This is a genomic window from Sanguibacter suaedae (assembly GCF_016342785.1).
Lineage (GTDB): Bacteria > Actinomycetota > Actinomycetes > Actinomycetales > Cellulomonadaceae > Sanguibacter > Sanguibacter suaedae.
In genome coordinates, this window is the sequence record NZ_JAEINH010000003.1 from 278513 (window position 1) to 293118 (window position 14606).

Genomic DNA, 14606 nt, shown 5'->3' on the forward strand with positions numbered 1-14606 from the left:
ACGCACCCCTGCCCCTCCGTCCCGGAGGAGCCGCGGACGGGCACGGACGTCAGACGTCCGTGCCCGCCTGGGGAGACGTCGCCTCGTCGGCGGCGCTCGCCTCTCGCTCGCGGGACGCACGGATCTCCGCCACGACGTCGAGCGCAGCGGCACGCTCCGCGACCGGGCCCGTACCGACGTCCGACCGCTCCTCGCGGTCCGCGGCGACCTCAGCCACGGGGGTCGGCTCGAGCTGCTCGCCCGAGGCGTCCCCGTCGCCCGCAGGTGCGGCGTGCAGGACGTCCCCCTGCTCAGCAGCGTCGTGCTCGTCGTGCTCGTGCGCGTGCGCGGCTGCCGCCGCGATCGTCGCGAGGGTGGCCTTGACCGCCTCGCGGGCCTCGGGCAGCACCGGGACCGTGCCCGCGCTCTCCGGCGCACCGTCCTTGCCGCCCCGCTTGCGACGGGCGCGCTTGGGCTCGGCCGCCCCCTCGGACGCCACCGGCGCGGTGGGCGCCGAACCACCGTGGTGCTTCTCGTTCGGCTCGTCGTGGACGATGAACCCGCGGCCGTTGCAGTGGTCGCACGTCTCGCTGAACGCCTCGACGAGCCCCTGCCCCACCCGCTTGCGCGTCATCTGCACGAGCCCGAGGGACGTGACCTCCGCCACCTGGTGCTTGGTCCGGTCACGTCCCAGGCACTCCACGAGCCGTCGCAGCACGAGGTCGCGGTTGGACTCGAGGACCATGTCGATGAAGTCGATGACGATGATGCCGCCGATGTCGCGCAGGCGGAGCTGCCGGACGATCTCCTCGGCGGCCTCGAGATTGTTGCGGGTGACCGTCTCCTCGAGGGTCCCGCCCGACCCGGTGAACTTGCCGGTGTTCACGTCGACGACCGTCATGGCCTCGGTGCGGTCGATGACGAGCGAGCCGCCGGACGGGAGCCAGACCTTGCGGTCCATCCCCTTGGCCAGCTGCTCGTCGATCCGCGCCTCGGAGAAGACGTCCTTCTCGCTCGTCCAGCGCTTCACGCGCTCGGCGAGGTCGGGGGCGAGGTCGTCGACGTACTGCGAGATCTCCGACCACGCGCTGTCACCGGACACGGTGAGCGACGTGAAGTCGTCGTTGAAGATGTCACGGACCACGCGGATCGCGAGGTCCGGCTCGCCCTGGAGGAGGCTCGGCGCGGACGCGCTCTTCGCCTTCTTCTCGATGGCCTCCCACTGCGCCTGGAGGCGGGCGATGTCGGCGCGCAGCTCGGCCTCGCTCGCTCCCTCCGCAGCGGTGCGCACGATGACGCCCGCGGTCTCGGGGACCACCTCGCGCAGGATCTTCTTCAGCCGCGCACGCTCCGTGTCGGGAAGCTTGCGGGAGATCCCGGTCATCCCTCCGCCGGGGACGTACACGAGGTAGCGACCGGCGAGCGTGACCTGGGACGTCAGGCGCGCCCCCTTGTGGCCGATCGGGTCCTTGGTCACCTGGACGAGGACGGGGTCCCCGGACTTCAGGGCCTGCTCGATCCGCCGCGGCTGCCCCTCGAGGCCGACCGCGTCCCAGTTGACCTCACCGGCGTAGAGGACGGCGTTGCGCCCCTTGCCCACGTCGACGAACGCCGCCTCCATGCTGGGCAGGACGTTCTGGACGCGACCCAGGTACACGTTGCCCGCCATGGACGCCTGCGACTGCTGCGACACGTAGTGCTCGACGAGCACACCGTCCTCGAGGACGGCGATCTGCGTGCGACCGTTCCGCTCCCGGACGATCATGGAGCGCTCGACGCTCTCGCGGCGGGCGAGGAACTCGGCCTCGGTGATGATCGAGCGCCGACGGCCGGCGTCGCGACCCTCGCGGCGCCGCTGGCGCTTCGCCTCGAGCCTCGTCGAGCCCTTGAGCGCCGTGACCTCGTCCGACCCGGTGCGACCCCGTGCCGGGCGACCGGCCGAGGCGGCGGGAGCGGCGTCCTGCTCGCCGGAGCGCGAGCCGCGACGGCGGCGGCGACGGCGACGGCTCGACCCGGACTCGTGGTCCTCGCCGTCCTCCGCGTCGCTCTCGTCGTCCCGGGTGTCGGTCTCGTCGTCGGCCTCGCCGCGGGCGGCGGACCGCCCGCGGCGGCGCGACCGCCGCTGGCCGGCGTCCTGGTCGCCGTCGTCCCCGGCGGTGTCGTCACCGTCGGTGGACTCGTCGTCCTCGTCGTCCGAGTCGTCGTCGGTCCGCTGGTTGTCGGACCCGCCGCGGTTACGACGACCACGACCACCACGGCGTCGGCGACGTCGGGGGGAGCCGTTGGCGTCCGTGTCGTCGTCCGTGTCGTCGTCGGAGCCGGCAGCGGCCTCCGTCCCGCGCTCCTCGGCGGGCGCCTCGTCCGTGGGCGTCGCACGATCGGGCTCGGTCGCGTCCTCGGTCGACTCGTCGTCCTCGGTGTCGTCCTCCACGACCGGCTTCGGCGGGCCCGCAGGAGACTGCGCGCGCCGACGCCTGGGCCGCGCGGCCTCGGGGTCCGGCGCCTGGAACAGGAGCGCCGTCCGTGGTGCGCGCGCCGCGGGCTCCTCGGTCCGCGCCTCGTCGTCCGTCTCCGGCTCGCCGGTACGGTCGGTCGTCGCGGGGGCCTCCTCGACCGTCGGCGCGGCCGCACGCTGCTTCTCCTCGGACTGCTCCTCGGTCCGCACCGCGGAGGTCGCAGAACCGCGCGTGGCGCGACGGCTCCCCCGGGTCCGCGTGGAGCGTGCCGGCGCCTCGGTGGGCTCCTCCGCGTGCTCGACGGGAGCGGCCTGCTGGTCTTCCGGTGAGGAGACGACCTCGTCGGCCTGCGGGGCGGGCTCGGGCGCCGCCTGCTTCCGCGCGGCAGCGCGGGAGCGGCGTGCCCGCGACGCACGGGGCGCCGGCTCGGTGTCGTCGGCGGCCGGGGTCTCCTGGGACTCGCCGGAGGCCGCGGTCGTCATCGCTTCCACCGAGGCCACGACGTCGAGCGCCGGACGCTCCACCTCCGGGGCTGCAGGCGCCGCCTCCTCCGGGGCCGAGGCCTCGGGTGCAGGCGCCTCGCTCGAGGCCTTGCGGGAGCGGCTGCGCCGGGCTGCCGGGCGCTTCGCAGGAGGCGCGTCGTCGGTGGCCGCGGTGACAGCGGTGGCACCCGCGCCGTCTGCCGCGTCAGCGTCGGCGGCGCGGTCGTCGGACGGAGCGCTCTCGGCGGGCTCCGAGGCTGTGGCTGCAGCGGCGGAGCGCGTGGCTCGGCCGCGGCGTCGCGGGGCCGTCGTCGCCTTCTCGGCGGGCGCCTCGGCGGTCCGCGCGGGCTCTGCCGCCGCGTCGGTCACCGGAGAGGCCGCAGCCTGCGGTGCGGGCGTGGAGTCCGTGCCGGGGGATGCTTCGGCCGTCACGGCGCGGGGTGCTGCCGCCTGGCGGGTGACCCGCCGGCGGGCCGGCTTCTTCGCCGGCGTCTGGTTGGTCTCGGTGCTGTTGTCGTCGAGCGTCACGTGGTGTGCTCCATGTGCCCACGAGAGGAGCCGTCCCACACCGCGGTGCCCTCGGGGCGGTTCAGTCGTCGTCAGCGCGGTCGCTGCGACGGAAGTCGTCGGTCGGCGTGCGGCAAGGGCGAGCGACTGCGTGCGCCAGGCGGTCGGGCCATTCTCCCGGCTGCGGCGCACCACAATCCGCGATTCGCGGTTGCTGCGAGCTCTCTCGGCGTGCGAGGAGTGTGGGTCCCCGTGCCGGTCCCAGTATCGCACAGCGGCGCGCCGCGGACGCAGCGTGGAGCGGCGGCGGGTCGGGCCGTGGCGCGAACCCGTGGAGCGCACCCGCCGGCCGTTCCCCAGAGACCAAGGTCACAGACCGTGCGATGCGGCCGATGGCGACCCCAGGACCTTGGTCCCATCGGGGTCCCACGAGACGTCATAACGTCATCTCGAACGCGCCGACAGGTCGTCCGCCAGCGCGAACGCAGCACGTCTCGACCCGACTCGATCCCCCGCAGAGCACCCGTCCGAACCCCTCAGGAGAACCGTGGACGTCCTGGACCTAGCACGGTGGCAGTTCGCCATCACCACCGTCTATCACTTCTTCTACGTCCCCCTGACGATCGGTCTGGCGCCCCTCGTGGCCACCATGCAGACCGCGTGGGTCCGCACGGGCGACGAGCGCTGGCTCAAGCTCACCAAGTTCTTCGGCAAGCTCCTCCTCATCAACTTCGCGATCGGCGTCGTCACGGGGATCGTCCAGGAGTTCCAGTTCGGGATGAACTGGAGCGACTACTCGCGCTTCGTCGGGGACGTCTTCGGGGCGCCCCTCGCCATGGAGGCCCTCGCGGCGTTCTTCGTCGAGTCGACCTTCCTCGGCCTGTGGATCTTCGGGTGGGACAAGCTCCCCAAGAAGATCCACGTGGCCTGCATCTGGGCCGTGGCCGTCGCCACGAACCTCTCCGCCTACTTCATCCTCGCCGCGAACTCCTGGATGCAGCACCCCGTCGGCGCGATCTACAACCCCGAGACCGGTCGCGCGGAGATGAACGACGTCGTCGCCGTCCTCACCAACTCGACGCTCCTCGCCGCCTTCCCCCACACCATCACCGCCGCGTGGCTCACCGCCGGGACGTTCGTCGCGGGCATCGCCGCCTGGTGGATGGTCCGCGAGGTGCGGCGCGGCCGCGAGGACGTCGCCCGCGACGTGTACCGCCCGGCCGTGATCCTCGGGCTCGTCGCCATGATCGTCTCCGGTGCGGGCATCGCCGTCTCCGGCGACTTCCAGGCCAAGCTCATGTTCGACCAGCAGCCCATGAAGATGGCCGCCGCCGAGGCGCTGTGCGAGGGCGAGGACGGGGCGAGCTTCTCCATCCTCACCATCGGCGACCTCTCCAACGACTGCGAAGGTGTCATCCACCTCCTGAAGATCCCCGGCGTCACGAGCTACCTCGCGGACGGCAGCTTCGACTCCTACCTGCCCGGCATCGAGGAGATCCAGGCGGCCTACACGGACCGCTACGGCGACGTCGACACCGCCGGCAACCCCGTCGACTACAGCCCCAACCTTGCCCTCACGTACTGGAGCTTCCGGCTCATGATCGGCCTCGGCGCAGGCTCCGCGGCCCTCGCCGTCCTCGCCCTGTGGCTCACCCGCAAGGGACGCGTCAGCGACAACCCGTGGCTCGCACGCGTCGGCCTCCTGGCGATCCCCACCCCGTTCCTCGCGTCGTCCTTCGGGTGGATCTTCACCGAGACGGGTCGCCAGCCCTGGGTCGTCGCACCCAACCCCACGGGCATCGACTCGATCCGGATGCTCACCGAGCGCGGCGTCTCCACGGCCCAGGGGCCCGGCGTCGTCCTCGCGTCCATGGTGATCTTCACGCTCGTCTACACCGCCCTGACCATCGTGTGGGGCCGGCTCATCTGGCGCTACATGGTCGAGGGCGCCCCCGAGCAGGTGCACGACGACTCCCCCGAGGCACGCGACGACGACACGACCGACCGGCCGCTGTCGTTCGCGTACTGACCACCCGCGAGAAAGACACCTGACATGGATCTCCAGCTGCTGTGGTTCGTCCTCATCGCCGTCCTCTGGACCGGGTACCTCGTCCTCGAGGGGTTCGACTTCGGTGTCGGCATGCTCCTTCCCGTCCTCGGACGGAACGACAAGGAGCGCCGCGTCGTCATCAACACCATCGGCCCCGTGTGGGACGGCAACGAGGTGTGGCTCCTCACCGCCGGCGGAGCGACGTTCGCAGCGTTCCCCGAGTGGTACGCCACGATGTTCTCCGGCTTCTACGTGCCGCTGTTCCTCATCCTCATCGCCCTCATCCTCCGCGGCATGGCCTTCGAGTACCGCGGGAAGATCTCCGACCCCACCTGGCAACGACGCTGCGACCAGGGCATCATCATCGGCTCCTGGATCCCCGGCCTCCTGTGGGGTGTCGCGTTCGCCAACCTCGTCCGCGGGGTCGCCCTCGACGCCGACCACGAGTTCGTCGGCGGCTTCTGGTCCCTGCTCTCCCCGTTCGCTCTGCTCGGCGGCGTCGTGACCCTGCTGCTCTTCCTCACCCACGGAGCCGTCTTCCTCGCCCTGAAGACCGACGGGGAGATCCGGACCCGGGCCCGGGCGATCGCCGCTCGCCTCTCCGTGGCGAGCGTCCTCGCCGCCGGCACGTGGGCCGTCTGGGCCCAGGTCTCCTACTCCGTCGCCTGGACGTGGCTCGCCGTGCTCGTCGCCGCCGGAGCGCTCGTCGGCGTCGTCGTGGCGAACGCCCGAGCCCAGGAAGGACGGGCCTTCCTCTGGTCCGCCGTCGCGATCGTCGCCGCCGTCGTCCTCATCTTCGGGTCCATGTACCCCGACGTCATGCCGGCGCTCGACCCGGAGAACTCGCTCACCATCCGCAACTCGTCCTCCACGGAGTACACGCTCACGCTCATGTCGTGGGTCGCCGTGATCCTCACGCCCCTCGTGCTCCTCTACCAGGGCTGGACGTACTGGGTGTTCCGCAAGCGCATCACCGTCGACCACATCCCCGACCCCATCGGGCTCCCGAGCCTGTCCTTCACGCGCGACTCCCGGCGCACGCCGGGCGCGCCCCCCAGCGCGTGAAGCCGCTCGACCCCAAGCTGCTGCGGTTCGCGCGGCCCGCGCGGGGGTACGTCGTCCTCGTGGCGCTCCTGGGCGCCACGACCGCGACCCTGGTCGTGGCCCAGGCGCTGCTCCTCGCCGCGTGCCTCGCGCCCGTCGTCAGCGGTGGGGTCGGGCTCGCGGACATCGAGGAGCCGCTGCGGCTGCTCGCGATCGTCGTCGTCCTGCGCGCCGTGGTCACGACGGTCCAGGAACGCTACGGGCACAGGGCCGCCGCCCGCGTCGTCGACGACCAGCGCGAGCAGGTCGTCGCCCGGGCCGCGGCGCTCGGACCCCGGTGGGCCGCCGGGGGACGTGGCATGGACACGGTCACCCTCGTGACCCGGGGGCTCGGTGACCTCGAGCCCTACCTCGTGCGCTACCTCCCCCAGCTCCTCCTCGCGGTCACCGTCACCCCGGCCACCCTCATCGTCATCGCGGGCCTCGACTGGATCTCGGCGGTCGTCGCCGCCGTGACCATCCCCCTCGTGCCGATCTTCATGATCCTCGTGGGCCAGCTCACCCGGTCGTCGTCCGAACGTCGGCTCGTGGCCATGCAGCGGCTGGGCGCCCAGGTCCTCGACCTCCTCGCCGGGCTCCCCACGCTGCGTGCCTTCGGCCGCGAGCGCGGGCCCGCCGCGCGCGTCCGCGAGCTGGGCGAGGCGTACACGCGGACGACCATGCGCACGCTGCGCGTCGCCTTCCTCTCCGGGATGGTCCTCGAGCTCCTCACGACGTTGTCCGTGGCGCTCGTCGCCGTCGGCATCGGGATGCGGCTGGTCCACGGCGACCTCGGGCTCGAGACCGGGCTCGCGGTGCTGGTCCTCGCACCGGAGGTGTACCTGCCGCTGCGGCAGGTGGGTGCCCAGTTCCACGCGTCGGTCGACGGGATCGCCGCGGCGCAGGCGGCGTTCGACGTCCTCGAGGAGGAGGCGCCGCAGGCAGGCCGCACCCTGGCGCCCGACCTGCGCTCCGCGGAGATCCGGTTCGAGTCCGTCGGCGTCGCCGCACCCGGGCGGTCGCTCCTGGCCCCCGTCGCGCTCTCCGTGCGCCTGCCCCCCGGGACGGTGCTCGCACTCACCGGCCGGAGCGGTGCGGGCAAGACGACGGCGGTCCTCGCCCTCCTGGGCCTCGTCCCGCCCACGACGGGACGCATCACCGTCGGCGGGCAGGACCTCGCGGACCTCGACCCGCGCACCTGGTGGGACCAGGTCGCGTGGCTCCCCCAGCGCACCACACTTCCCCCGGGCACCCTGCGCGACGCCCTCGGCGTCGTCGACGGCTCGTCCGACGACGACCCCGCCCTCGTCGCAGCGCTGCGGAGCACCGGTCTCGACGAGGTCCTCGACACCCTCCCCGAGGGGCTCGACACCCGCGTGGGCCACGGTGGTCTCGGGCTCAGCGTGGGGCAGCGTCAGCGCGTCGCCCTCACGGCGGCGCTGCTCTCCCCGCGGCAGCTCGTCGTCCTCGACGAACCCACGGCGCACCTCGACACGCTGTCCGAGCAGCACGTCCTGCGGTCCGTCGAGGCGTTGCGGGCCGACGGCCGGACCGTCCTCGTGGTCGCGCACCGTCCGTCGCTCGTGGCGGTCGCCGACCAGGTCGTCGTCGTGACGTCCGCCCCGCTGCCGACGGGGCCCGTGCCCGCGCGCCCCGCCGTCTCACCGTCGACGGAGGCACGAGCATGAGACGCGATCCGCTGTGGCGAGCGGTCGCCATGCTCGGTGTCGAGTGGCGCAAGGTCGCCCTCGCCGTCGCGCTCGGGGTCCTCGCCCTGGGCAGCGCGGTAGCGCTCGCCGCCGTCTCCGCGTGGCTCGTCGCCCGCGCGTCCCAGATGCCCCCGGTCCTCACGTTGTCGGTGGCGACCGTCGGCGTCCGGACCTTCGGGATCTCGCGCGGGGTCTTCCGCTACCTCGAGCGGCTCGCCTCGCACACGGTGGCGCTGCACGGCATGGCCACGCTCCGCACGGAGATCTACTCGCGGCTGGCCGTGGGGCGCCCCGAGTCGGTCGCGGCCCTCCGACGCGGGGACCTCCTCGCCCGCGTCGGGGCCGACGTCGACGCCGTCGGCGACGTGGTCGTCCGCGGACTCCTCCCCGCGGCCGTCGCCCTCGTCGTCTCTGCCGGTTCCGTGGGCCTGCTCGCCGCCTTCCACGGCGGCGCCGCGGTCGTGCTCGCCGCGTGCCTCGTCCTCGCCGGGGTCCTCGCACCGTGGCTCGCCGCCGTCGGCGCACGCACGACCGAGTCCCGCACCAGCGAGGCCCGCGCCGAGATGGCCGCCGTGAGCCTCGAGATCGTCGAGCACTCCGCCCTCCTCACCGTGTCCGGACGTCTCACGGAACGCCTCGACGCGCTCCGTGCCGCGGACAGCCGCCTCACCCGGGCCACCGACCGCGGGGCGCGCACCTCCGGTCTCGCCGCCGGGCTGGGGACCCTCGCCGTCGGGCTCGCGGTCCTCGGCGCGCTCGTCGTCGCGGTGCCTGCCGTGGGTGCCGGGACGCTCGACCCCGTCGAGCTCGCCGTGGTGGTCCTCACGCCGCTCGCCGTGTTCGAGGCCACTCTCGTCCTCCCTGGTGCCGCGATCCAGGTGCAGCGGTCGCGCCGGGCCGCGCGGCGCATCCTCGCGCTGCTCGACGACGCCGCGCCCCGCACCGGCCACCCCCTCACGGGCCAGCCCGAGGCGCCCTCCAGGACGGCCCACGACGGGCTGCCCGGGGGCACGGACGGGGACACGGATGGAGTGCTCGTCGACGCCCGTGGCCTGGCGTGCGGGTGGCCCGGCCGACGGCCCGTCCTCACAGGCCTCGACCTCACCCTCACCCCCGGACGCTCCGTCGCGCTCGTCGGCGCCTCCGGGACGGGCAAGACCACGACGCTGCTCACGCTCGCAGGACTCCTCCCCCCGGTGGGCGGCACCCTCCGCCCCGACGGGACGGCCGTCCACGACGCCACGGACGCAGCGCGGACGGCGGTCGTCACCACCGAGGACGCCCACGTCTTCGACACCACCGTCCTCGAGAACCTCCGGGTCGCCCGTGGCGACGTCACCGACGACGAGGCCCGCGACGCGCTCCGTCGCGCGGGTCTCGGAGCGTGGCTCGACGCCCTCCCCGACGGGCTCCTCACCCAGCTCGGGAGCGACGCGACGACCATCTCCGGAGGGGAGCGCCGACGCCTGCTCGCCGCGCGGGCCCTGTGCTCCGACGCCCCGGTGCTCCTCCTCGACGAGCCCACCGAGCACCTGGACCCCCAGACCGCGGACACGCTCCTGCGGGACCTCCTCCGCCTCGGTGACGACCCCGAGCGCCCCCGCGCGGTCGTCGTCGCGACCCACCGCACCGCACCCCTCGTCGCAGCGGACGAGGTGCTGGTCCTCGCCCACGGCGAGGTCGCGGCACGCGGGACGCACGACTCACTCCTGGTCACCCACGCCGCGTACCGTGAGGGGATCGCCGCGGAGGACGGCGGACCGACCGCACCGGAGGAGACCCAGTGAGACCCGTGGAGGCAGACGCCGTGGAACGCGAGCGGTGGCTCAGCGCAGGAGCGCACATCACCACCATGCTCCTCTCCGGCGCACCCGAGGAGGACGTGCTCGAGCACATCGTCTCCGTCGCCCGCGAGATCGCCGACGCGGACGCGGCGGCGCTCGTCCTGCCCGGCCTCAAGGGCGAGCTCGTCATGGAGATCGTCCGTGGGTGGGGTGCCGACGAGCTGCTCGGCCTGAGCATGCCCCACACCGGCCTCTCGTGGACGGCGCTGCGTACCGGCAAGGGACGCCTCGTCCCGTCGCTGAAGAACGCCCGCAACCTCCAGCTCCCGCCGATGCGCCGCTACGGGCCGGCCCTCTACGCCCCCATGGGGACCGCGGAGCGACCCGTGGGCGTCCTCGTGCTGCTGCGCAAGGACGGCGAGGAGTCGTTCATCGGCAAGGACCTCGAACGGGCGTCGACCTTCGCCGACCAGGCCGCCCTCGCGCTCGTCCTGTCGGAGGCCCGCCAGGCGCAGGACCTCGGCAAGCTCGTCGAGGAGCGCGAACGCATCGCCCGCGACCTCCACGACCTGGCCATCCAGCAGCTCTTCGCCACCGGCATGCAGCTCGAGACCGTGCGGCGCCGCGCCGCGCGAGGCCTCGACAAGGCCGGGCTCATCGCGATCCTCGACGAGGCGCTCGACAACGTCGACAACTCCGTCCGCGAGATCCGCTCCATCGTCCACTCCCTGCGTGACCCCGACGCCGCCACCGGTCTCGTGGAACGCCTCCGTCGCGAGTCCGCGCTCGCCCGGACCGGGCTCGGCTTCGCGCCGTCCCTGGTCATCTCGCTCGACGACCGCAGCCTCGGTGCGATCGACGACGACGAGGCCGCCCTCGACTCCCTCGTGTCCCAGGCCCTCGCCGACGACGTCCTCGCCGTGGTCCGCGAGGGCCTCGCCAACGCGGCACGGCACGCCCGCGCGTCGTCCGTCGCGGTGCGCGTCACGGTGCTCTCGGCGGCCGGCGGCGCCGTCCCGTCCGGCGAGGTCACCGTCGAGGTCGAGGACGACGGCGTCGGGCTCGGCGCACCGAGCGGCCGCAAGTCAGGGACGTGGAACGTCGCCGCCCGAGCGCGTCAGCACGGCGGCACCTCCTCGATCGAGGACGCGCCCTCGGGGCGGGGCACCCTGCTCACCTGGTGCGCGCCGCTCAAGGACCCCGTCTGAGCTGACGCGGGCCCCGCGCCGCTAGCGCGGGTCCTGCGCCCAGGCGTGATTGCGACGGGCGGCGGCCCACGCGGCCACCTGGGTGCGCCGCTGGAGCCCCATCTTGGCGAGCAGCGACGTGATGTGGTTCTTCACGGTCTTCTCGGCGATGCTCAGGCGCTCGGCGATCTCCCGGTTGGACAGTCCCTCGCCGATGAGCTCGACGACCTTCACCTCGCTCGGGGTGAGGTCCTCCGTCGGGTCGTCGTGCTCGCGGCGGCGGCGCGTCACCGTGCGCTCGTCGAGCAGGACCCGGCCCGACGCCACGGCCCGCACGACGTCGGCGATCTCCGCACCGCGCACGCTCTTGAGGACGTAGGCAGCGGCTCCCACCTCCAGTGCCGCGGCGAGGGCGGAGTCGTCGTCGAAGGACGTGAGGACGATGGCGCGGATGTTCGGCTGCGTCTGGCGCAACCGTCGCATGAGGTCGATCCCGGTGCCGTCCGGCAGCTGGAGGTCGATGAGCATGACCTCGGGGTGCACGAGCTCTGCACGCCGGACGCCTTCCGCGACGCTGCCCGCCTCGGCGACGACTCCCATGCCCTCGGCACGGTCGATCACCTCGGCGATCCCCCGACGGACGACCTCGTGGTCGTCGACGATCATGACGCTGATCTGCGTCCCGGCACCTTGACCCTCTTGCACGCTGTCCACCCGCTCATCGTACGCGGCGCGCAGCGCACCGGGTGGGACCTCGGGCACCGCGGAGCGCGACCTGGCAGGGTGGGGGCATGAAGGTCCTCCTGCCCACGTCCCTGCCCCTGGACGTCACCGCACCCACCGGCAGCGACGTCACGTTCGTGCCCTACGACGTCGAGAACCCCGTCCCCGAGGAGCACACCGACGCCGAGGCGCTCGTCGTGTGGGGTAACCGTCGCGCCCTCCTCGCCGACGCCGCGTCACGGCTCGGCTCGCTGCGCTGGGTCCAGGCCCTCGCCGCGGGCCCCGACGTGGTCGTCGCCGCCGGGTTCGCGCCGGACGTCGTCATCACGTCCGGTCGCTCCCTCCACGACGGCCCCGTCGCCGAGCACACGCTGGGGCTCGTGCTCGCCGCGGTGCGGCGCCTCGACCTCATGCTCGACGCCCAGCGCGAGCACCGGTGGGCGCAGGAGCTGGGCGGTGTCCAGTCCAGCGAGCCGTCGACCTTCCCCGGGCTGGGCACGCTCGACGGCCGCGAGGTGACCGTCTGGGGGTTCGGGTCGATCGGGCAGCGGCTCGCACCCCTGCTCACCGCGCTCGGCGCCCACGTCGTGGGGGTCGCGACCACGGCCGGCGAGCGGGCCGGTCACCCCGTGATCACGACGGACGAGCTCGACGACCGGCTGACCACCACCGACGTCCTCGTGTGCATCCTCCCGGCGACGCCCGGCACGGCGCAGGCGCTCGACGCCCGACGCATCGCGCTGCTGCCCGACCACGCGTGGGTGGTCAACGTGGGCCGAGGCTCCACGGTCGACGAGGTCGCCCTGGACCGCGCGCTGCGGGACGGGTCGATCGGCGGCGCGGCGCTCGACGTCACGGACCGTGAGCCCTTGCCCGCGGAGTCCCCCCTGTGGACGGCGCCACGCACCATCCTCACGCCGCACGCCGCCGGAGGTCGTCCCCAGGGCGCGTCGCGGCTCGTGGACGAGAACCTCACGGCGCTCCTCGCGGGAGCGCCCCTCACGAACGTCGTGGAACGCTGACCTTCCGCGGAGCACGCTGGCACACGGGGCACGAGAAGGACGACCTGTTCATGAACTCGTCCCGCCGGACCACCGCCCCGCACCGTCGGCACGGCCGTCCCTCCTGCCCGTAGACCGCGAGCGACCGGTCGAAGTACCCGGACGCGCCGTTGACGTTGACGTAGAGGGCGTCGAAGCTCGTCCCTCCCTGGTGCAGGGCCTCGCGCATGACGTCCTCGGCGGCGGCGAGCACCCGGGCGACGAGCGCCCGCGGCATCCCCTGCGTGGAGCGGGCGAAGTGCACCTGCGCCCGCCACAACGCCTCGTCGGCGTAGATGTTCCCGATGCCGGACACCAGCGTCTGGTCGAGCAGCGCCCGCTTGACGCCCGTGCGGCGCCTGCGCACCGCGTCGACGAGAGCCGCCCGCCCTGGGCCGTCGGCGGTGAGCGCGGGGTCGAGGAGGTCTCGCGCGATGTGGGCGACCGGGACGGGAACCAGCGCATCGGGCGACCCGAGACCGCCGGGGAGACCGTCGGGCGTGGGGAGCACCTCGCACACGGAGAGGTGACCGAAGGTCCGCTGGTCGACGAAGTCGAGGGTGAGGCGCTCACCCGGGGTGGGGCTGTCGAGGTCGAGCCGCACCCGCAGGTGCGGCGACAGCGCCCCCGGGCCCGACGCCGGTCCGGGCTCACCGGAGCGCACGAGGAGCTGGCCGCTCATGCCCAGGTGCGCGAGGAGGGCGGACCCGTCGTCGAGCGGCACCCACAGGTACTTGCCGCGGCGGGCGGCCGCGACGAGCGTCCGCCCGCGGAGCCTCCCGACGAGGTCGAGCGGACCGCCCTCGTGGCGACGCACCGAGTAGTCGCGCAGGACGTGGACGTCACGGACCCTGGAACCGAGGACGTGCCGCTCGAGCCCGTCCCGGACGGTCTCGACCTCGGGGAGCTCAGGCACCGGCGGCCTGCACGCCCGTCTCCTCGACGGACCGGGCGAGGAGTGTCTCGTAGGCCTGCTGCGCGGCGTCCTGCTCCGCGTGCTTCTTCGCGGTGCCCTGTCCGGTCCCGAGGACGGTGCCGTCGACGAGCACCTCCGAGGTGAAGACCCGCGCGTGGTCGGGACCTTCTGCGGTGCTCGAGTACTCGGGAGCACCGAGCCCCTGGTCCGCGACGGCCTCCTGGAGCGACGTCTTCCAGTCGAGGCCCGCACCGAGGCCTGCGGCGACGTCGAGGGTGCTGTCGATGAGCCGGTGGACGAACTCCCGGGCGACCTCGAGCCCGTGGCTGAGGTACACGGCACCGATGAGCGACTCGACGGTGTCGGAGAGGATCGAGTCCTTGTCGAACCCGCCCGTGCGAGTCTCGCCCTTGCCGAGCAGCACGAAGCTGCCCAGATCGAGGTCTCGCGCGACCGCGGCGAGCGCCCGCTGGGACACGGTGGCGGCGCGCATCTTCGCGAGCTCGCCCTCGGGGCGGTCGGGGTGGCGACGGAAGAGCGCCTCGGCCGAGACGAGACCGAGGACGGCGTCGCCGAGGAACTCGAGGCGCTCGTTCGTGGGGATGCCACCGGCCTCGTGGGCGAAGGACCGGTGCGTCAGCGCAAGCACGAGAAGCTCGGGGGCCAAGTGGGCCCCCAGCAGCGCGATGA

General features: G+C 73.5%; 10 protein-coding genes. 6 read left to right on the plus strand and 4 right to left on the minus strand.

All coding sequences use genetic code 11. The annotated features are described in order from the left end of the window. Window positions 1–49 precede the first annotated feature (49 nt). On the minus strand, window positions 50–3445 hold the full coding sequence (locus JAV76_RS05385) for a ribonuclease E/G (protein WP_198732990.1): 3396 nt from the start codon (window positions 3443–3445) through the stop codon (window positions 50–52). 526 nt (window positions 3446–3971) lie between these two features. On the opposite strand from JAV76_RS05385, the gene JAV76_RS05390 reads away from it, so the two are divergent. The 5 genes from JAV76_RS05390 to JAV76_RS05410 are packed head-to-tail and all read left to right on the plus strand — an operon-like array spanning window position 3972 to window position 11258. After that, a complete protein-coding gene (locus JAV76_RS05390) occupies window positions 3972–5453 on the plus strand; it encodes a cytochrome ubiquinol oxidase subunit I (RefSeq protein WP_198732991.1) in 1482 nt (493 codons plus the stop codon). Window positions 5454–5477: 24 nt separating this feature from the next. Then, window positions 5478–6539 (plus strand): cytochrome d ubiquinol oxidase subunit II, encoded by a 1062-nt coding sequence (gene cydB, locus JAV76_RS05395; protein ID WP_198732992.1) that lies wholly within the window; start codon window positions 5478–5480, stop codon window positions 6537–6539. Then, window positions 6536–8245 carry a thiol reductant ABC exporter subunit CydD gene (gene cydD / locus JAV76_RS05400; RefSeq protein WP_198732993.1) on the plus strand — a complete coding sequence of 570 codons (1710 nt, stop codon included), beginning with the start codon at window positions 6536–6538 and terminating at the stop codon, window positions 8243–8245. The genes cydB and cydD overlap by 4 nt, the downstream gene beginning before the upstream one ends. Continuing rightward, on the plus strand, window positions 8242–10053 hold the full coding sequence (gene cydC / locus JAV76_RS05405; RefSeq protein WP_198732994.1) for a thiol reductant ABC exporter subunit CydC: 1812 nt from the start codon (window positions 8242–8244) through the stop codon (window positions 10051–10053). Before cydD ends, cydC begins: the two co-directional genes overlap by 4 nt. Beyond that, on the plus strand, window positions 10050–11258 hold the full coding sequence (locus tag JAV76_RS05410) for a sensor histidine kinase (RefSeq protein ID WP_307844006.1): 1209 nt from the start codon (window positions 10050–10052) through the stop codon (window positions 11256–11258). Before cydC ends, JAV76_RS05410 begins: the two co-directional genes overlap by 4 nt. A 21-nt stretch (window positions 11259–11279) precedes the next feature. On the opposite strand, the gene JAV76_RS05415 is transcribed toward JAV76_RS05410, so the two are convergent. Continuing rightward, window positions 11280–11903, minus strand: a complete 624-nt coding sequence (locus tag JAV76_RS05415) for a response regulator (protein WP_198733075.1) — start codon at window positions 11901–11903, stop codon at window positions 11280–11282. 125 nt (window positions 11904–12028) lie between these two features. On the opposite strand from JAV76_RS05415, the gene JAV76_RS05420 reads away from it, so the two are divergent. Next, the gene (locus JAV76_RS05420) at window positions 12029–12982 is read left to right on the plus strand and encodes a phosphoglycerate dehydrogenase (protein WP_198732995.1); all 954 of its coding nucleotides are present in this window, start codon (window positions 12029–12031) and stop codon (window positions 12980–12982) included. Here JAV76_RS05420 and mutM read toward each other — a convergent pair. Both mutM and rnc read right to left on the minus strand, forming a co-directional pair. After that, entirely contained in the window at window positions 12960–13916 is a 957-nt protein-coding gene (gene mutM, locus JAV76_RS05425; protein WP_198732996.1) for a bifunctional DNA-formamidopyrimidine glycosylase/DNA-(apurinic or apyrimidinic site) lyase, read from the minus strand. The genes JAV76_RS05420 and mutM overlap by 23 nt on opposite strands. Beyond that, window positions 13909–14604 (minus strand): ribonuclease III, encoded by a 696-nt coding sequence (gene rnc, locus JAV76_RS05430; protein ID WP_198732997.1) that lies wholly within the window; start codon window positions 14602–14604, stop codon window positions 13909–13911. Before rnc ends, mutM begins: the two co-directional genes overlap by 8 nt. Between the last annotated feature and the right edge of the window lie 2 nt (window positions 14605–14606).

Excerpts from the sequence above, each read along its gene's own strand:
- cydB (WP_198732992.1), top strand. The coding sequence starts at position 5,478 with ATGGATCTCCAGCTGCTGTGGTTCGTCCTCATCGCCGTCCTCTGGACC.
- JAV76_RS05420 (WP_198732995.1), top strand. The coding sequence starts at position 12,029 with ATGAAGGTCCTCCTGCCCACGTCCCTGCCCCTGGACGTCACCGCACCC.
- cydC (WP_198732994.1), top strand. The coding sequence starts at position 8,242 with ATGAGACGCGATCCGCTGTGGCGAGCGGTCGCCATGCTCGGTGTCGAG.
- JAV76_RS05415 (WP_198733075.1), bottom strand. The coding sequence starts at position 11,903 with ATGATCGTCGACGACCACGAGGTCGTCCGTCGGGGGATCGCCGAGGTG.